The organism is Variovorax sp. TBS-050B, from assembly GCF_029893635.1.
Classification (GTDB): Bacteria; Pseudomonadota; Gammaproteobacteria; order Burkholderiales; family Burkholderiaceae_C; genus Variovorax.
Genome location: NZ_JARXYR010000002.1, coordinates 4172757 through 4191470 on the forward strand (window position 1 = coordinate 4172757; position 18714 = coordinate 4191470).

Genomic DNA, 18714 nt, shown 5'->3' on the forward strand with positions numbered 1-18714 from the left:
AGCCATGACCGCCGAACTGAAGAGCACCAGCGAGGGACGCACCATGGTGCTGACCATCGCCAATCCGACCCAGCGCAATGCGCTGAGCCCCGAGATCTACGCCGCGGGCATCGAGGCGCTCAACGGCGCCGAGAGCAGCCACGAGGTCCGCAGCGTCGTCATCGTGGGCCAGGGCGCCTGGTTCTGCGCCGGCGGTTCGCTGCAGCGGCTGGCCGACAACCGCCAGCGCGATCCTTCGGTGCAGGCCGAAAGCATCGAGGGCCTGCACAACTGGATCGACTCGATCCGCGCCTTTCCCAAGCCGGTCATCGCCGCCATAGAGGGCGCGGCGGCGGGCGCGGGCTTCTCGCTCGCGCTGGCATGCGACTTCGTCGTGGCCGCGCGCGATGCGATCTTCGCGTCCTCGTACAGCAACGTGGCGCTGTCGCCGGTCGGCGGCCTGAGCTGGGAGCTGGGCCGGGCGCTGCCGCGCCAGCTCGCGAGCGAGTGGCTGATGGGCGGCGAACGCATCACGGCACCGCGGCTGCATGCCGCCGGCCTGGTGAACGAACTCACCGAGAACGGCCAGGCGCTCGCGGGCGCACTGGCGCTCGCGGGCCGGCTCAACGCGCATGCACCCAATGCGCTCGCGAGCATCAAGGAACTGCTGACGGAGTCGCGCGGCGCCACCTACGCATCGCAGCTTTCGCAGGAGCGCGATCACTTCGTGCGCAACCTGCATCATCCGAACGCCGGCATCGGCATCGCCGCATTCCTCGAGAAGAAGCCGCCGCAATACGGCTAGCAGCGCGCCCCGTCGCTCCCGTGACACCTCCCAGCTTTTCAGTCGCCGACAGGACAGACCAATGGACGACCCCATTCTTACCATCGAAGAACGTGAAGCGATCAACAGTGGTCGCTGGTTCTCTTCCCTTTCGCCATCGCTACGGCACGACATTCTTCGATGCGCCTTCGTCAAACGCCACAAGGACGGCGACCTGATCTCCGCCCGGGGCGATCCGCCCGATCACTGGATCGCCTGCGCCAAGGGCGCGGTGCGCGTCAGTTCGACGGCGGTCTCGGGCAAGCAGGTGACGCTGACCTACGTGGAGCCGGGCATCTGGTTCGGCGACGTGGCGATGTTCGACGGGGACCGGCGCACGCACGACGCCTATGCGCATGGGGAGACCACCATCCTCTGCGTGGCGCGGGCCGATTTCCAGAAGATCCTCGCGACCCACGTCGAGCTGTACGAAGCGCTGATGCGGCTGCAGGCGCGGCGCATCCGCACGCTGTTCGGCCTGGTGGAGGACCTCAACACCCTGCCCCTGCGCGCGCGGCTCGCGAAGCAGCTCATCCATCTGGTGCGCAGCTACGGCGTGCCGAACCTGGAAGACGGCAGCCAGACGCGCATCGGCCTGCACCTGGCGCAGGAAGAGCTCGCGCAGCTGCTCGGCGCCTCGCGCCAGCGGGTCAACCAGGAGCTCAAGACCATGGAGCGCGAGGGCACGATCCGCATCGAACCGGCGGGCCTCGTGGTGCTGGATCGCGCGGCGCTGATGCGCATCTCGGAAGCAGATCACTGACATGAGCCAGGACTTCTCCAACTTCATCGGCACCCGTGCGGTCTCGTCGCAGCATGCCTTCGACGTCGAGGCGCTCTCCGCCTGGCTCGCGGCGCACCTCGAAGGCTTCGAGGGTCCGCTCTCGGTCGAGATGTTCAAGGGCGGCCAGTCGAACCCGACCTACAAGCTGGTCACGCCGAAGCAGAGCTACGTGATGCGCGCCAAGCCCGGCCCGGTCGCCAAGCTGCTGCCCTCGGCCCATGCGGTCGAGCGCGAGTTCAAGGTCATGCGCGGGCTGGCCGGCACCGACGTGCCGGTGCCGCGCATGCACTGCCTGTGCGAGGACGAGAGCGTCATCGGCCGCGCCTTCTACGTGATGGAGTTCATGCAGGGCCGCGTGCTCTGGGACCAGTCGCTGCCGGGCTTCAGCAACGCCGAACGCGCGGCCCATTACGACGAGATGAACCGCGTGATCGCCGCGCTGCACACGGTCGACTTCGCCGCGCGCGGCCTGGCCGACTACGGCAAGCCCGGCAACTACTTCGAGCGCCAGATCGGCCGCTGGAGCAAGCAGTACAAGGCCTCGGCCGACGGCGCCGGCGCGCTCTCGCAGCCGATCGAGGCGATGGAGCGGCTGATCGACTGGCTGCCCACGCACATGCCCGAGAGCGCGCGCGACGAGAGCAAGGTCTCGATCGTCCACGGCGACTACCGGCTCGACAACGTGATGTTCCACGCCACCGAGCCGCGCATCATCGCGGTGCTCGACTGGGAGCTCTCGACCCTCGGCCATCCGCTGGCCGACTTCAGCTACCACTGCATGTCGTGGCACATGCCGCCCACCACCGGCCGCGGCATCGGCGGCGTCGACGTGGCGGCGCTGGGCATTCCCACGGAGAGCGAATACATCCGCCGCTACTGCGAGCGCACGCGCATCAGCACGCCCGAAGCGCTGGCGCCGGACTGGAACTTCTACCAGGCCTACAACCTGTTCCGCATGGCCGCGATCCTGCAAGGCATTGCCAAGCGGGTCGAGGCCGGCACCGCATCGAGCGAGCAAGCCGTGGCTTCGGCCCGCGGTGCGCGCCCCATGGCCGACATGGCCTGGCAGTTTGCCCAAAAGGCGTAGCTGCCCTACCCCCACCAGGAGACAGACGATGGACTTCGATTACTCGGCAAAAACCAAGGAACTCCAGAAACGCGTCAGCGCGTTCATGGACGATCACATCTATCCTGCCGAAGCCGAGTATTCGGCCGAACTGGCCGCCAACACGGCCGCCGGCAAGCGCTGGACCGCGCTCGAGACGGTCGAGAAGCTCAAGAAGAAGGCCAAGGCCCAGGGGCTCTGGAACCTGTTCCTGCCGGTCGACAGCGCCGCCGCCTCGGGCTATGAAGGCGCGGGCCTCACGAACCAGGAGTACGCGCCGCTCGCCGAGATCATGGGACGCGTGCAGTGGGCTTCCGAAGTCTTCAATTGCTCGGCGCCCGACACCGGCAACATGGAGACCATCGCCCGCTACGGCTCCGAGGACATCAAGGCGCGCTGGCTCAAGCCGCTGCTCGAAGGCCAGATCCGCTCGGCCTTCGCGATGACCGAACCCGAGGTGGCGTCGAGCGACGCCACCAACATCTCGACCCGCATCGAGCGCCAGGGCGACGAGTACGTGATCAACGGTCACAAGTGGTGGATCTCGGGCGCGGCCGATCCGCGCTGCGCGGTCTTCATCACCATGGGCAAGAGCGACCCCGAGGCGCCGCGCCACTCGCAGCAGAGCATGGTGATCGTGCCGGCCGATGCCAAGGGCATCCGCATCGTGCGCCCGCTCAACGTGATGGGCTACGACGATGCGCCGCACGGCCACGTCGAGATGTATTTCGAGAACGTGCGCGTGCCGGTCGACAACATCCTGCTCGGCGAAGGCCGCGGCTTCGAGATCGCGCAGGGCCGCCTCGGCCCGGGACGCATCCACCACTGCATGCGCCTGATCGGCCTGGCCGAGCGTGCGCTCGAACTCATGTGCCGGCGCGCATCCTCGCGCGTGGCCTTCGGCAAGACCGTCGCCTCGCAGACGGTGACGCAGGAGCGCATCGCCGAGGCGCGCTGCAAGATCGACATGGCGCGCCTGCTCACGCTCAAGGCCGCATGGCTGATGGACGTGGCCGGCAACAAGGTCGCCAAGACCGACATCGCGATGATCAAGGTGGTGGCGCCGAGCATGGCCTGCCAGGTGATCGACTGGGCCATGCAGGCGCATGGCGGCGGTGGCATGTGCGACGACTTCCCGCTGGCCTACGCCTATGCCGGCGCGCGCACGCTGCGCTTCGCGGACGGCCCGGACGAAGTGCACCGCAACGCGATCGCGAAGTGGGAGCTCGGCAAGTATTCGGCCGCCGCCAAGACCGAAGCCGACATGCCGGTGACGCGCTTCTGATGCGCTGACGAACAACGCACCGCAAGGGCCGCGGCGATCCGATCGCCGCGGCCTTTCTTGTTTCGTCAGAGCTTCTTCTGCAGGAACACCGCGTGCCCGAAGGCCGGGTCGAGCTGGTAGTTCGCAAACCCCTCGCGCTCGTAGGCACGCAGGGCCGGCGCGTTGCCCGAGAGCACTTCGAGCGTGAGCTTGCACGCGCCGCGCCGGCGCGCCTCCTGCTCGACGCAGGCGAGCATCCGCTGCGCGACCCGCTGGCCGCGGTGGCTCGCCAGCACGACCACGTCGTGCACGTTGACGAGCGGCTTGCAGGCAAAGGTCGAAAAGCCCTCCATGCAGTTGACCAGCCCGACGGGCCGGTCGCCGTCGTAGGCGAGCACGCTGAAGGCCTGTGGCCGTGCCGCGAGCGCCGCCGGAAGGGCCGCGCGGACCTCGGCGTCGAGCGGCGTGCCGCCACCCGCGGGGTCGCGCGCATAGCCGTCGAGCAGTTCGACCAGCGCGGCCGCCTGCGCGGCATCGCGGTAGTCGGCGAGAACGACCCGCACCGTCGCCGTCATGGCGCCAGCGTGGCCGCCAGCTGCTGCGCGCAGGCCTCCGCCTGCTTCGCATCGCGCGCCTCGACCATCACGCGCACCAGCGGCTCGGTGCCGCTCGCGCGGATCAGCACGCGGCCGCCGTCGCCGAGCTCGGCTTCGATGCGCCGGGTCTCGCGGCTCAGGGCCTCGTTGCGCTGCCAGTCCTGGCCCGGCGTCAGGCGGACGTTGATCAGCGTCTGCGGGAACAGCGTGATGCCCGCAAGAAGCTCCGCCACCGTCTTGCCGCTGCGCACGCAGGCCTGCAGCACCTGCAGCGCGCTCACGATGCCGTCGCCGGTGGTGTGGCGGTCCAGTGCGAGCAGATGGCCCGACCCCTCCCCGCCGAGCAGCCAGCCGCGCCGGTCGAGCTCCTCGAGCACGTAGCGGTCGCCGACCTTGGCGCGAACGAACTCGATGCCTTGGCCGCGCAGCGCGACCTCGACGGCCTTGTTGGTCATGAGCGTGCCCACCACGCCCGCGGGCTTGTCGCCGCGTGCGATGCGCTCGGCGACCATGAGGTAGAGCAGTTCGTCGCCGTTGAAGAGGCGCCCGCTCGCGTCGACCAGCTGCAGGCGGTCGGCATCGCCGTCGAGCGCGATGCCGTAGTCGGCCTGCTGCGCCTTCACGGCTTCGACGAGCGCGGCGGGATGCGTCGCCCCCACGCCCTCATTGATGTTGAGCCCGTCGGGTGCGCAGCCGATGCTCTCGACCTCCGCGCCCAGTTCGTGGAACACGTTCGGCGCCACCTGGTAGGCCGCGCCGTGGGCCGCATCGACCACCAGCTTCATGCCGCGCAGCGTGAGGTCGCTGGCGAAGGTGCTCTTGCAGAACTCGATGTAGCGGCCGGGCGCATCGTTGAGGCGGCGCGCCTTGCCGAGCTCGGCCGAGGACACCCACACCGGCGCCTCCTCGAGCGCGGCCTCCACCGCGAGTTCCCAGTCGTCGTCGAGCTTCGTTCCCTGCGCGCTGAAGAACTTGATGCCGTTGTCCGGGAAGGCGTTGTGGCTCGCGCTGATCACCACGCCCAGGCTCGCGCGCTGCGCACGCGTGAGGTAGGCGACGCCCGGCGTGGGCAGCGGTCCGAGCAGCACCACGTCGACGCCGGCGGAGTTGAAGCCCGACTCGAGCGCCGATTCGAGCATGTAGCCCGAGATGCGCGTGTCCTTGCCGATCAGCACCGTGGGGCGCGACTCGCTCTTCTTGAGCACGCGGCCCACGGCGTGTGCGAGGCGCAGCACGAAGTCGGGCGTGATGGGCGACTGGCCCACCGTGCCGCGGATGCCGTCGGTGCCGAAGTATTTACGGGTCATGTTTCGTTCTTCTTGTAGATGGTTGGAGGCGCTTCAGCAGCGAAGCGATGGCGATTCCTGTTCAGCCTGCATGGCGCGCCACACGGCAAGCGCCGCGACGGTGTCGCGCACGTCGTGCACGCGCACCACCGCCGCGCCGCGGTCGACCGCGAGCACCGCGGCCGCCACGCTGGGCACCAGCCGCTCGGCCGCCACCGGAATGCCGGTGACCGCGCCGATCGACGATTTGCGCGACCAGCCGAGCAGCAGCGGATACCCCGCCGCCTGCAGTTCGCGCTGCCGCGCGAGCAGCGAGAAATTCTGCGCCACCGTCTTGCCGAAGCCGATGCCCGGGTCGAGCGCGATCCGCGCGGGCGCGATGCCGAGCGCCAGCAGCGGCGACACCTGCGCCGCCCAGAACGAGAGCACTTCGGGGACGGGGTCGCCCTGCATCGGCACGGCCTGCATCGTCTGCGGGTCGCGGTGCATGTGCATCAGGCAGATGCCGCACGAAGGATGGGCGGCGACGGCCTCGCGCGCGCCGGGCTGCCGCAGCGCCCAGACGTCGTTCACGATGTCCGCGCCCAGGTCGAGCACCGCGCGCATGACCTCGGGCTTGTAGGTGTCGACGGAGAGCGGCACGCCGAGCCGGACGGCTTCGCGCACCACCGGCAGCACGCGGGCGAGTTCGGTCTCGAGGGGGACGGGCGGACTCCCGGGGCGCGTCGACTCGCCGCCGATGTCGAGGATGTCGGCGCCCTCCTTCAGCAACTGCTCGCAATGCCGCAGCGCGGCTTCGGTCGAGGCATGCGCGCCGCCGTCGGAGAAGGAATCGGGGGTGACGTTGACGATGCCCATCACGCGCGGCTGCGCGAGATCGATCGGGAAGCGGGCGGTCTGCCAGACCGCGGGAGCCATCGTCATGCGGCGCCTTCTTCTGCTGCTGCTGCTGCGTCGTCATCGAAAACGGGGCCCAGGGCCCCGTTGCTGTCGATGTCCGGCTGCACCTCAGGCGGCACTGGGCGCGGGGTCCGGATTGACCGCGGGCGTCCCGCCGCTGCCGCCGCTGCCCGAAGGCGGAATGCGCGGCGTCCAGTCCTTGGGCGGACGCGGTGCGCGGCCGGCCATGATGTCGTCGAGCTGCTCGGTGTCGATGGTTTCCCATTCGAGCAGCGCCTTCGCCATCGCGTGCATCTTGTCGCTGTTCTCCTCGATCAGGCGGCGCGCCAGGGCGTACTGCTCGTCGATGATGCGGCGCACTTCGGAGTCGACCTTTTCCATGGTCTGCTCGCTCATGTTGGTGGTCTTGGTGACCGAGCGGCCCAGGAACACCTCGCCTTCGTTCTCGGCATAGACCATCGGGCCCAGCGCATCGGACATGCCGTAGCGCGTGACCATGTCGCGGGCGCGGGCGATCGAGGTCGCGCGCTCGAAGTCGTTGCTGGCGCCGGTGGTCATCTGGTGCATGAACACTTCTTCCGCGATGCGGCCGCCGAACAGCATGCTGATCTGGTTCAGCATGTATTCGCGGTCGTAGCTGTAGCGGTCCTGCGCCGGCAGGCTCATGGTCACGCCGAGGGCGCGGCCGCGCGGGATGATCGTGACCTTGTGCACCGGGTCGCACTTGGGCAGCAGCTTGCCGATGAGCGCATGGCCGGACTCGTGGTAGGCCGTGTTGCGGCGCTCCTCCTCGGGCATGACCATGCTCTTGCGCTCGGGGCCCATGAAGATCTTGTCCTTGGCCTTCTCGAAGTCCTGCATCTCGACCACGCGCGCATTGCGGCGTGCGGCCATGAGGGCGGCCTCGTTGCAGAGGTTGGCCAGGTCGGCGCCCGACATGCCGGGCGTGCCGCGCGCGATGACGCTCGGGTTCACGTCCTGGCCCAGCGGCACCTTGCGCATGTGAACGCCGAGGATCTGCTCGCGGCCGCGGATGTCGGGCAGCGTGACGTAGACCTGGCGGTCGAAGCGCCCCGGGCGCAGCAGGGCCGCGTCGAGGATGTCGGGGCGGTTGGTGGCCGCGACCACGATCACGCCGAGGTTGGTCTCGAAGCCGTCCATCTCGACCAGCATCTGGTTCAAGGTCTGCTCGCGCTCGTCGTTGCCACCGCCGAGGCCGGCACCGCGCTGACGGCCGACCGCGTCGATTTCGTCGATGAAGATGATGCAGGGCGCGTTCTTCTTGGCGTTCTCGAACATGTCGCGCACGCGGGCCGCGCCCACGCCGACGAACATCTCGACGAAGTCGGAACCCGAGATCGAGAAGAACGGCACCTTGGCCTCGCCGGCGATCGACTTGGCCAGCAGGGTCTTGCCGGTGCCCGGGGGGCCGACCAGCAGCAGGCCGCGCGGAATGCGGCCGCCGAGCTTCTGGAAGCGCTGCGGATCCTTCAGGAAGTCGACCACCTCGCGGACTTCTTCCTTGGCCTCGTCGCAGCCTGCGACGTCGGCGAAGGTGACCGTGTTGTTGTTCTCGTCCATCATGCGGGCCTTGCTCTTGCCGAAGCTGAACGCCCCGCCCTTGCCGCCGCCCTGCATCTGGCGCATGAAGTAGATCCAGACGCCGATCAGCAGCAGCATCGGGCCCCAGCTCACGAGCAGCGTCATGAGCAGCGAGCCTTCTTCGCGCGGCTTGACGTCGAACTTGACGTTGTGGTCGATCAGGTCGCCCACGAGGCCGCGGTCGAGCACGGTGGCGGTGGTGCGGATCTTGCGGTCGTCGTTGGTGACGGCGATGATCTCGCCGCCGCCGGCGCCCTCAGGGATGACGGCGCTCTTGATCTGGTTGTTCCGGACCTGGTCCAGGAACTCCGAATAGCTCACCGTCCCCGAGCCGACGCCGCCGCGGGTGTCGAACTGCTTGAACACAGTGAACAACACCATGGCAATGACGAGCCAGACGGCAACTTTGGAAAACCACTGATTGTTCAAACGAAGCTCCAGTCAAAAGCGCGTGACAAGATTGTGAAAGGACGCGCCACGGGTACGCAATTGCGCCCCATTTTAGGCTTTTCAAGCTGCGAAAAAGCGGCTTTTCCCTAAAGCAGCCATAGCCGCACCAGGGTTGACGCGGCGAATTGCCCGAATTCCGACGCAATGGAGCGCATCGCGTCAAGGTATCAAAGCGTTTCCCGCCCCTTCAGACCCATGCCGACCAGAAAGGTTTCTGCCGATTTGTCACGCGAGGCCTTGGGTTTGAACGGCTTCACGGTGCGGAAATTGGCGCGGAAGAGCTTCACCAGTTCGTCGTAGCCGCTGCCGTGGAACAGCTTGGCGACCAGCGCGCCTTCGGGCCGCAGGTGGTGCTGGGCGAAGTCGATCGCGAGTTCGATCAGGTGCGCCACGCGCGCGGCATCGGCCGAATGGATGCCGGAGAGGTTGGGCGCCATGTCCGAGACCACCAGGTCGGCCTTGCGGCCCGCCAACACGCCTTCCAGCTGCGCCAGCAGCTCGGCCTCGCGGAAATCGCCCTGCAGGAAGGTCACGCCCTCGATCGGCTCCATCGGCAGGAGGTCGAGCGAGATGATGGTGCCGTTGAGTTCGCCCGCCGCGGCGCCTTCGGGCGACATGCGGCGGCGCAGGTACTGGCTCCAGGCCCCTGGCGAGGAGCCCAGGTCGACCACCAGCTGGCCGGGCTTGACCAGCCCGAGCGATTCATCGATCTCCTTGAGCTTGTAGGCGGCGCGCGCACGGTAGCCCTCCTTCGTGGCGAGCTTCACGTAGGGGTCGTTGACATGGTCGTGCAGCCACGCCTTGTTGACTTTCTTGCTTTTGGCTTTGGTGCTCATGGGGAGTGTTCGTGGACGCGTCGATAATACGGGGATGCCCGCCATTCAACTTACCCCTGCCGAGCGCAAGGTGCACCGCGCCGAAGCTCATCACCTGGATCCGATCGTCATGGTCGGTGGAGACGGGCTCACCCCTGCCGTGAAGAAGGAGGCCGATGCGGCCCTCAAGGCCCACGGCCTGATCAAGATCCGCGTGTTCTCCGACGACCGCCTCGCGCGCGACGCGATGCTGCGCGAGCTCGCCGAGGAACTCGACGCCGCCCCCATCCAGCACATCGGCAAGCTGCTGGTGCTGTGGCGTCCCAAGCCCGAGAAGGAGCGCGTGCTCGACGAAGACCGCATGCCCGGACCGCGCGACGTGAAGATCGTCAAGTACAGCAAGCGCGGCGGCCAGCGCCCCGAGATCAAGACCCTGCGGGTCCTCGGCAACCAGCGGCTCACCCCGGGCGGCAACATCAAGCGCGCCAAGGCGAAGCGTCCGCTGTCGGCCAAGAAGCGCAACCAGTCGGACTGAGCCCGGTGTCGGCACAAGGCGCCGAGCGCCATATTCTCTGCATGAAGTGGGGCACCAAGTACGGCCCCGAGTACGTCAACCGGCTCTATGCGATGGTTCGCCGCAACCTCGGCGGCGAGTTCAAGTTCGTGTGCCTGACGGACGACGGCGCCGGCATCCGGCCCGAAGTCCTCTGCCTGCCGATCCCGCCGCTCAACCTGCACCTGGCCCCCGGCCAGCGCGACGGCGCCTGGAAGAAGCTCACGACCTTCGAAAAGGATCTGCACGGCCTGCGCGGCACCGCCCTCTTCCTCGACCTCGACGTGGTCGTGGTGGGCGGCCTGGACGCCTTCTTCGAGCAGCCCGGCGAGTTCCTGATCATCCACGACTACGCCCGCCCCTGGCGGCGCCAGCGGATCACCGGCAACTCGTCGGTCTACCGCTTCGAGCTCGGCGCCCACGCCGACGTGCTGGCGCATTTCCGCGAACACATGGACGAGGTGCAGGCCGAGTACCGCAACGAGCAGACCTACCTGTCGGCCATGATGCACAAGCAGGGCAAGCTGGCCTACTGGCCCGCGGCATGGTGCCCGAGCTTCAAGTACCACGGCATTCCGACCTGGCCCTCCAACTACTGGGAAGAGCCGTTCGTGCCCGAAGGCGCCCGCGTCATGGTGTTCCATGGCGAATGCAATCCGCCCGACGCGCTGGCCGGCCGGCGCAACCGCGCCTTCCGGTACATCCGGCCGGCGAACTGGGTCGCGAAGTTCTGGAAGGAATGACAGGCGGGCGGCGCAGCAGCGAGCGCGCCGCCAGGTCCGCTCAAGCCGACGGGGAGCGGGCGCTCATGCGCCACAGCAGCGCACCCGCGCACAACCATTGCGCCAGGTACATGCCGCTTCCCACGGCATGCCAGAGCTTGAGGTTGTCGCGCGCCACGATGCGCGGAGCCACGGCGTATTGCTGGAGCAGTGCCAGCAGCAGGGCCGCGAGAATCAGGAAGATCGCGGGCATGAAGACGCCGGTCGTGCCTTCGTCGTCCATCCTGGACCTGAAATGAGCCAGCAGCAGCAGGCCGCAGCCGATCGCGATCCAGCTCTGCGCCTCGAACAGCCGGGCCGCGAAATTGCCCGCCACGGCCGGGTTGCCGAGCTTCGCGAACAGCATCGGCACCACGAGAAACCCGATCGTGGTGAGGCTGCCCCACCAGAAGGCGGCCAGCAGCAGGGCGAGACGCGCCTTCATCCGCCCGTTCAGAGGTAGCGGACCGCCACGATCTCGTAGCGCTTGAGACCGCCGGGCGTCTGCACCTCGGCGGTGTCGCCCTCCTCCTTGCCGATCAGCGCGCGCGCGATCGGGCTCGAGACGTTGATCAGCCCCTGCTTCAGGTCGGCCTCGTCCTCGCCGACGATCTGGTACTGCACCGCATCGCCGCTCTCTTCTTCCTCGAGTTCGACGGTGGAGCCGAACACCACCTTGCCGCCGGCGTCGAGCTCGGCGGGGTCGATGACCTGCGCGGCCGAGAGCTTGCCCTCGATCTCGAGGATGCGGCCCTCGATGAAGCCCTGGCGGTCCTTGGCGGCCTCGTACTCGGCGTTCTCGCTGATGTCGCCCTGGGCGCGCGCCTCGGCGATGGCGCTGATGATGGCCGGCCGGTCCTGCGTCTTGAGCCTGCGCAGCTCGTCGCGCAGCTTCTCCGCGCCGCGCTTGGTGATGGGGATGGTCGCCATGTATGTAGTCTCCATAAAGCGAAACCGCCGAACGCTGCCGTTCGGCGGTCGATGGGGGAAATGATCAGACGAGTGTGCGTCCGGTCAGCCGGCTCAGGATGGCGAGCGGGCTCGAATCGGGATTGTATTGCTTTGAGGCGGGCAGATGAAGGGTCTGCTCGAGCATGTACTGGCCCGCCATCACGGCGTGCGAGGTCTGGTCGGAGAAGCACACCCACACCGAGCCGGGCGGGAACTTCGCGGTTTCCTGCGGCGAGTTCTCCTGGTAGGCCAGGTCCGATTTCATGCCGTCGTGCAGCTGCAGCATCAGGTGGTCGTACTCGCTGCGGAAGGACTTGGTCACGTGCAGCGCCTGCAGCAGCTTCGCCTGCCAGCGGACATAGGGCTTGGCACGCGGCACGAAGCGCCGGGCGATGTCTTCGAACGGCTCGCCCACGCGCCATACGCGCGGCGCGCCGTCGGGATTGACGTTGGTGAACACGCGCAGGATGCGCTCGCCGTAGTTCGGCCGGGACGGAAAGGCGTCGACGTGCAGCCGCCGGTCGTCGGCGCGCCAGGACTGCACGCGCGTCTCGACCTGTGCCGGCCGGTAGCTCGTGGGCGCGAGGCGCAGCGCGGGCGTGTAGTGCGGCAGCAGGCCATGGATGAGCTGCGTCGCCTGGGCGCGGAAGCGCCCCACCATCGCCGCGGTCGCGCGCTGCACCGCCTCGTCGCCGGCCGCGCCCTTGAGCCGGCCCTCGGCGTCCAGGCTGATGTTGCGCACGCCCTCGGCGAGCAGGCTCGGCGTCAGCAGCCGGCGCTCCTCGGGCAGCAGCTCGAAGCCGAGCCGCGGGAAGTACAGCACCTTGCCGGCCTCGAGTTCCGCGATCCACGCCTCGTTGGGCGTGGCCGCGGCCCAGTCCGCGAGGTCCAGTTCGACGAGCTGCGTTTCCATGGCGAGGCTCAGGCCGCGGCGAGCTGCGCGTGCATCTCCTGCACCGAAATCACGCCGAGTTCGTCCATGAAGCCCATGCCCTCGACCGCCGCTTCGGCGCCGAAGATCGTGGTGAAGGTGGTCACGCGCGCGAGCAGCGCCGAGGTGCGGATCTGGCGCGAGTCGGCGATCGCGTTGCGGCGTTCCTCGACCGTGTTGATCACCAGCGCGATCTCGTTGTTCTTGATCATGTCGACGATGTGCGGACGGCCTTCAGTGACCTTGTTGACCGTCTCGCAGGCGATGCCCGCGGCGGCGATGGCCGCGGCCGTGCCCTTGGTGGCGATCAGCTCGAAACCGAGCTTGGCGAGCCCGCGCGCGACCTCGACCGCGCGCGCCTTGTCGTTGTTCTTCACCGAGATGAAGACCTTGCCCGACTTCGGCAGGTGCGTGCCGGCGCCGAGCTGCGACTTGACGAAGGCTTCGCCGAAGGTGCGGCCGACGCCCATCACTTCGCCGGTCGACTTCATCTCGGGGCCGAGGATGGTGTCGACGCCCGGGAACTTGACGAACGGGAACACCGCTTCCTTGACGCTGAAGTACGGCGGCGTCACTTCCTTCGTGACGCCCTGCGACGCGAGCGACTGGCCGGCCATGCAGCGCGCCGCGACCTTGGCGAGCTGGATGCCGGTGGCCTTGCTCACGTAGGGCACGGTGCGCGATGCGCGCGGATTGACTTCGAGCACGTAGATCGTGTCCTTGCCGTCCTTCTGCTGGATCGCGAACTGCACGTTCATCAGGCCGACCACGTTGAGCGCCGCCGCCATCGCCGCGCTCTGGCGCTTGAGTTCGGCCACGGTCTCGGCCGAGAGGCTGTAGGGCGGCAGCGAGCAGGCGGAGTCGCCCGAGTGCACGCCGGCCTGCTCGATGTGCTCCATCACGCCGCCGATCAGGGTCTGGCCCTCGGCATCGCGCAGGCAGTCGACGTCGCACTCGACCGCGTCGTTGAGGAAGCGGTCGAGCAGCACCGGCGAATCGTTGCTGACCTTGACGGCCTCGCGCATGTAGCGCTCGAGGTCGCGCTGCTCGTGCACGATCTCCATCGCGCGGCCGCCGAGCACGTAGCTCGGGCGCACCACGAGCGGATAGCCGAGCGCCGCGGCCTTCTCGAGCGCCTCGGCCTCGGTGCGTGCGGTGGCGTTCGGCGGCTGCAGCAGCTTGAGTTCGTGCAGCAGCTTCTGGAAGCGCTCGCGGTCCTCGGCCGCGTCGATCATGTCGGGCGAGGTGCCGATGATCGGCACGCCGTTGGCCTCCAGGTCGAGCGCGAGCTTCAGCGGCGTCTGGCCGCCGTACTGCACGATCACGCCGGTGGGCTTTTCCTTGTCGACGATCTCGAGCACGTCTTCCAGCGTGAGCGGCTCGAAGTAGAGGCGGTCCGAGGTGTCGTAGTCGGTCGACACGGTCTCCGGATTGCAGTTGACCATGATGGTCTCGTAGCCGTCCTCGCGCATCGCGAGCGCGGCATGCACGCAGCAGTAGTCGAACTCGATGCCCTGGCCGATGCGGTTGGGACCGCCGCCGAGCACCATGATCTTCTTGCTTGTAGTCGGCTCGGCCTCGCACTCTTCCTCGTAGGTGGAGTACATGTAGGCCGTGTTGGTCGCGAACTCGGCCGCGCAGGTGTCCACGCGCTTGTAGACCGGGCGCACGCCGAGGGCGCGGCGCTTCTCGCGGATCGCGGTGTCGGTGGTCTTGAGCTGCTTCGCGAGGCGGCGGTCGGAGAAGCCCTTCTTCTTGAGTGCGAGCAGCGTGTCGCGGTCGATGTCCTCGAGCGACTTGGTCTCGAGCTCGAGTTCGATCTTCACGATCTCCTCGATCTGCACCAGGAACCACGGGTCGATCTTGGTCAGCGCGAACACTTCATCCACGCTCAGGCCCATGGCGAAGGCGTCGCCCACGTACCAGATGCGCTCGGGGCCGGGCTCGCCGAGCTCCTTCTCGAGCACTTCGCGGTCCTGCGTCTTTTCGTTCAGGCCGTCCACGCCCACTTCGAGGCCGCGCAGCGCCTTCTGGAACGATTCCTGGAAGGTGCGGCCCATGGCCATCACCTCGCCCACCGACTTCATCTGCGTGGTGAGGCGCGAATCGGCCTGCGGGAACTTCTCGAATGCGAAGCGCGGGATCTTGGTGACCACGTAGTCGATCGAGGGCTCGAACGAAGCCGGCGTGGCGCCGCCGGTGATCTCGTTGCGCAGTTCGTCGAGCGTGTAGCCCACGGCCAGCTTGGCCGCGACCTTGGCGATCGGAAAGCCGGTGGCCTTGGAGGCCAGCGCCGAGGAACGCGACACGCGCGGGTTCATCTCGATCACGACCATGCGGCCGTCCTTCGGGTTGATCGAGAACTGCACGTTCGAGCCGCCGGTGTCCACGCCGATCTCGCGCAGCACGGCGAGCGAGGCATTGCGCAGGATCTGGTATTCCTTGTCGGACAGCGTCTGCGCGGGCGCCACGGTGATCGAGTCGCCGGTGTGCACGCCCATCGGGTCGAGGTTCTCGATCGAGCAGACGATGATGCAGTTGTCGGCCTTGTCGCGCACGACCTCCATCTCGTACTCCTTCCAGCCGAGCAGCGATTCCTCGATCAGCAGCTCGTTGGTCGGCGAGGCTTCGAGGCCGCGCTTGCAGATGGTCTCGAATTCCTCGGGGTTGTAGGCGATGCCGCCGCCCGTGCCGCCGAGCGTGAAGCTGGGGCGGATCACCGTCGGGAAGCCGACGTTCTTCTGCACCGCCCAGGCCTCGTCCATCGAGTGCGCGATGCCCGAGCGCGCCGAGCCCAGGCCGATCTTGGTCATCGCGTCCTTGAACTTCAGGCGGTCCTCGGCCTTGTCGATGGCCTCGGGCGTCGCGCCGATCAGTTCGACCGACTTGTTGGTGGCCGCACCGGTGTACTTGTCGAGCACGCCGTTGCGCCAGAGGTCGAGCGCGCAGTTGAGCGCGGTCTGGCCGCCCATGGTCGGCAGGATCGCGTCGGGACGCTCCTTGGCGATGATCTTCTCGACCGTCTGCCAGGTGATCGGCTCGATGTAGGTCACGTCGGCCGTGGCCGGGTCGGTCATGATCGTTGCGGGGTTGCTGTTGATCAGGATGACCTTGTAGCCCTCCTCGCGCAGCGCCTTGCAGGCCTGCACGCCGGAGTAGTCGAACTCGCAGGCCTGGCCGATGATGATCGGGCCGGCGCCGATGATGAGAATGGATTGGAGGTCTGAGCGCTTGGGCATCTTTTAATCGTCCTTGGTGAAACCGATGCCGCGGCCGCTGTAGGCGCCCGGCTTCGGCTCATCCATCAGTTGGTGGATCGCGGTGAAGACATCGCGAAAGTTCTGGTCGTACTTCTGTTCCAGCGCGGTCAGCTTGCGCTTGAGGTCGGCATGCTCCGACAGCATGCTGCGCAGCTTCACGAAGGTGCGCATGATCTCGATGTTGACCGCCACCGCGCGTTCGCTGCGCAGCACGCTCGAGAGCATCGCGACCCCCTGCTCGGTGAAGGCCACGCTGCGGTAGCGGGCGCCACCGGAGCCGGGCTTCTCGGTTTTTGAGATCACGATCTGTGATCTCAAACTCGCAAGGTCTTGATTTTCAAGGGAAAAAGCAAAATCCGCCGGAAAGCGGTCGAGGTTGCGGCGCATGGCCTGCAGGAGCACCCGGGTCTCGACGCCGTAGAGATCGGCCAGATCCTGCGCGAGCATGACCTTCAGGCCACGCAGCACGTAGATCTTGTTCTCGGCCTCGCGCAATGCCGCGAGCACCGAGACGTCGAGCACCGCGGGTGCATCAGCCACGTGCCTGCTCCATCAGCTCGGTGAAGCGGTCGAACAGGTAGCCGATGTCGTGCGGGCCGGGCGAGGCTTCCGGATGGCCCTGGAAGCAGAACGCCGGCTTGTCCGTACGTGCCAAGCCCTGCAGCGTGTTGTCGAACAGGCTGACGTGGGTGGCGCGCAGATTCGACGGCAGCGATTTCTCGTCCACCGCGAAGCCGTGGTTCTGGCTCGTGATGCTCACGCGGCCGTTGTCGAGGTCCTTGACCGGATGGTTCGCGCCGTGGTGGCCGAACTTCATCTTGAAGGTTTTCGCACCCGAGGCCAGGGCCATGATCTGGTGGCCCAGGCAGATGCCGAAGGTCGGGATGCCGGTCTCGATGAGCTCGCGCGTGGCCGCGATCGCATAGTCGCAGGGCTCCGGGTCGCCGGGACCGTTGGCGAGGAAGATGCCGTCGGGTTTGAGCTTGAGCACGTCGGCTGCGGGCGTCTGCGCGGGCACCACGGTGATGCGCGCGCCGCGCTGGGCGATCATGCGCAGGATGTTCTTCTTGACGCCGTAGTCGAAGGCCACCACGTGGAAGCGCGGCGTGATCTGCACGCCGTAGCCCGGCTTGCCGTTCGCGTTCGCGAGCTTCCACTCGGTCTCGGTCCATTCGTAGGTCTGCGTGACCGACACCACCTTGGCGAGGTCGAGGCCGGCCATGCTCGGCGCGGCCTTGGCCTGGGCGATCGCCTTGTCGATCAGCGCCTGCGTGACCGCCTCGCCCGCGGCCAGGCCGAGGATGCAGCCGTTCTGGGCGCCGTGGGTGCGCAGGTGGCGCGTGAGCTTGCGGGTGTCGATGTTGGCGATCGCGACGGTCTTGCCCTCGACCAGGTACTCCGTCAGCGTCGCGGTCTTGCGGAAGTTGGAGGCGACGAGGGGCAGGTCCTTGATGATCAGGCCGGCGGCATGGATCTTGTCGGCTTCGATGTCTTCCCCGTTGACGCCGTAGTTGCCGATGTGCGGATACGTGAGCGTCACGATCTGCTGGCAGTAACTCGGGTCGGTGAGGATTTCCTGGTAGCCGGTCATGGCGGTGTTGAACACCACTTCACCGGTCGTGGAGCCGGCGGCCCCGATCGAATTGCCTAGAAAGACCGTGCCGTCTGCGAGCGCCAGGATGGCGGGGCGGGAAACTTCCCTTGAGAGACAAAAGCACTGGGTTCTCCGGATGGTTACGGTCGCCCGGAGCCCCAGGCGCGTTGCCTGCGGACTGCTGCTTAAGGGGAAGATGGCGTTGAAGGCGGCCGGGCGACGCTGATTTGCGAGTAAGCCCCCGATTGTAGCCCGGACTGCGCCCCTACCCGGCTTGAAGGGCACTGCTCGCGTGCAGGCAGATCGCGGCGGCGGCGGCCACGTTCAGCGATTCCTCGCCGCCGGGCTGGGCGATGCGGATGTGCAGGGCCGCGCGCGCCTCGAGCGCGGGCGAGACGCCCTGCCCCTCGTGCCCCATCAGCCATGCGCAGGGATGCGGCAGGCGCGCCTTGTGAAGCCATTCGCCATGGTGGGAGCTGGTGGCCACGAGCGGAACCGTCAGCGCGTCGAGCGCTTCCGGCGCCACGCCTTCGATCAGGCGCAGGCCGAAGTGCGCGCCCATGCCGGCGCGCAGCACCTTCGGCGCCCAGAGCGCTGCCGTACCCTTGAGCGCGATCACCTGAGCGAAACCGAAGGCGGCCGCGCTGCGCAGGATCGAACCGGCATTGCCGGCGTCCTGCAGGCGGTCGAGCACCACGCTGGGCGCATCGGGCTGCAAGGCCGCCGGCGGCGGCAGGTCGAGCACGAAGCCCATCGGCGCGGGCGATTCGAGCCCGCTCGCGCCGCGCAGCAGGTCGTCGTCGACCACTACTGTTTTGGTAGCACCGAGGTGCCATTCGGCCGGCGCGCTGGGCCAGAACGACGCGGCAAAAACCGCGATCGCGGGCCGGACGCCGCGCGACAAGGCCGCCCGGCAGAGGTGGTCGCCTTCGAGCCAGACACGGCCGAGCTTGCGGTAGGCGCCCGGGTCCTGGGCGAGCTTGCGCAGATCCTTGAGCAGCGGGTTGTCTCGCGAGCTGATGCGGCTCGGGCCGGCGGGTTCGGTCATGCGTGCGAAGCC

The 18714-nt window shown here is 67.7% G+C and carries 17 protein-coding genes and 1 pseudogene; 6 read left to right on the forward strand and 12 right to left on the reverse strand.

The window, feature by feature from the left end:
• Nucleotides 1–4: 4 nt before the first annotated feature.
• The 4 genes from M2165_RS22330 to M2165_RS22345 all read left to right on the forward strand — a co-directional run bounded on the left by M2165_RS22330 (nt 5) and on the right by M2165_RS22345 (nt 3976).
• On the forward strand, nt 5–784 hold the full coding sequence (locus M2165_RS22330; protein WP_280816767.1) for an enoyl-CoA hydratase: 780 nt from the start codon (nt 5–7) through the stop codon (nt 782–784).
• 61 nt (nt 785–845) lie between these two features.
• Nucleotides 846–1565, forward strand: coding sequence for a Crp/Fnr family transcriptional regulator (locus tag M2165_RS22335; RefSeq protein WP_280816768.1), 720 nt, complete (start codon nt 846–848; stop codon nt 1563–1565).
• 1 nt (nt 1566) lies between these two features.
• The gene (locus M2165_RS22340) at nt 1567–2673 is read left to right on the forward strand and encodes a phosphotransferase (RefSeq protein ID WP_280816769.1); all 1107 of its coding nucleotides are present in this window, start codon (nt 1567–1569) and stop codon (nt 2671–2673) included.
• Between the two features lie 28 nt (nt 2674–2701).
• Nucleotides 2702–3976 carry an acyl-CoA dehydrogenase family protein gene (locus tag M2165_RS22345; RefSeq protein ID WP_280816770.1) on the forward strand — a complete coding sequence of 425 codons (1275 nt, stop codon included), beginning with the start codon at nt 2702–2704 and terminating at the stop codon, nt 3974–3976.
• A gap of 65 nt (nt 3977–4041) precedes the next feature.
• On the opposite strand, the gene M2165_RS22350 is transcribed toward M2165_RS22345, so the two are convergent.
• The 5 genes from M2165_RS22350 to M2165_RS22370 form a co-directional block, all read right to left on the reverse strand.
• Nucleotides 4042–4530 carry a GNAT family N-acetyltransferase gene (locus M2165_RS22350; protein ID WP_280816771.1) on the reverse strand — a complete coding sequence of 163 codons (489 nt, stop codon included), beginning with the start codon at nt 4528–4530 and terminating at the stop codon, nt 4042–4044.
• Complete coding sequence (glmM, locus tag M2165_RS22355) at nt 4527–5858, reverse strand: phosphoglucosamine mutase (protein ID WP_280816772.1); 1332 nt, start codon at nt 5856–5858, stop codon at nt 4527–4529. Before glmM ends, M2165_RS22350 begins: the two co-directional genes overlap by 4 nt.
• 33 nt (nt 5859–5891) lie before the next feature.
• Nucleotides 5892–6761: a dihydropteroate synthase gene (gene folP, locus M2165_RS22360; protein WP_280816773.1), complete on the reverse strand. Its 870-nt coding sequence runs from the start codon at nt 6759–6761 to the stop codon at nt 5892–5894.
• An 84-nt stretch (nt 6762–6845) separates the two neighbouring features.
• Nucleotides 6846–8768: an ATP-dependent zinc metalloprotease FtsH gene (ftsH, locus tag M2165_RS22365; RefSeq protein WP_280816774.1), complete on the reverse strand. Its 1923-nt coding sequence runs from the start codon at nt 8766–8768 to the stop codon at nt 6846–6848.
• Nucleotides 8769–8956: 188 nt separating this feature from the next.
• Entirely contained in the window at nt 8957–9625 is a 669-nt protein-coding gene (locus M2165_RS22370) for an RlmE family RNA methyltransferase (RefSeq protein ID WP_280816775.1), read from the reverse strand.
• 34 nt (nt 9626–9659) lie between these two features.
• On the opposite strand from M2165_RS22370, the gene M2165_RS22375 reads away from it, so the two are divergent.
• Nucleotides 9660–10139: a YhbY family RNA-binding protein gene (locus M2165_RS22375; protein ID WP_280816776.1), complete on the forward strand. Its 480-nt coding sequence runs from the start codon at nt 9660–9662 to the stop codon at nt 10137–10139.
• 41 nt (nt 10140–10180) lie between these two features.
• Nucleotides 10181–10900, forward strand: a complete 720-nt coding sequence (locus M2165_RS22380; RefSeq protein ID WP_280817601.1) for a glycosyltransferase — start codon at nt 10181–10183, stop codon at nt 10898–10900.
• Between the two features lie 40 nt (nt 10901–10940).
• Here M2165_RS22380 and M2165_RS22385 read toward each other — a convergent pair whose 3' ends face one another.
• From M2165_RS22385 to M2165_RS22415, 7 genes and pseudogenes are all read right to left on the reverse strand, one after another.
• Entirely contained in the window at nt 10941–11363 is a 423-nt protein-coding gene (locus tag M2165_RS22385) for a DUF4149 domain-containing protein (protein ID WP_280816777.1), read from the reverse strand.
• Nucleotides 11364–11371: 8 nt separating this feature from the next.
• Nucleotides 11372–11848 carry a transcription elongation factor GreA gene (gene greA, locus M2165_RS22390; RefSeq protein ID WP_280816778.1) on the reverse strand — a complete coding sequence of 159 codons (477 nt, stop codon included), beginning with the start codon at nt 11846–11848 and terminating at the stop codon, nt 11372–11374.
• A gap of 64 nt (nt 11849–11912) precedes the next feature.
• Nucleotides 11913–12782, reverse strand: a complete 870-nt coding sequence (locus M2165_RS22395) for a Kdo hydroxylase family protein (RefSeq protein WP_280816779.1) — start codon at nt 12780–12782, stop codon at nt 11913–11915.
• Between the two features lie 8 nt (nt 12783–12790).
• Nucleotides 12791–16039 carry a carbamoyl-phosphate synthase large subunit gene (gene carB, locus M2165_RS22400; RefSeq protein ID WP_280816780.1) on the reverse strand — a complete coding sequence of 1083 codons (3249 nt, stop codon included), beginning with the start codon at nt 16037–16039 and terminating at the stop codon, nt 12791–12793.
• 3 nt (nt 16040–16042) lie between these two features.
• The gene (locus M2165_RS22405) at nt 16043–16600 is read right to left on the reverse strand and encodes an ORF6N domain-containing protein (RefSeq protein ID WP_280816781.1); all 558 of its coding nucleotides are present in this window, start codon (nt 16598–16600) and stop codon (nt 16043–16045) included.
• Nucleotides 16593–17778: pseudogene (gene carA, locus M2165_RS22410) on the reverse strand (glutamine-hydrolyzing carbamoyl-phosphate synthase small subunit). The gene M2165_RS22405 and the pseudogene carA overlap by 8 nt, the downstream one beginning before the upstream one ends.
• A 141-nt stretch (nt 17779–17919) precedes the next feature.
• The gene (locus tag M2165_RS22415) at nt 17920–18702 is read right to left on the reverse strand and encodes an RNA methyltransferase (protein ID WP_280816782.1); all 783 of its coding nucleotides are present in this window, start codon (nt 18700–18702) and stop codon (nt 17920–17922) included.
• Nucleotides 18703–18714: the final 12 nt, after the last annotated feature.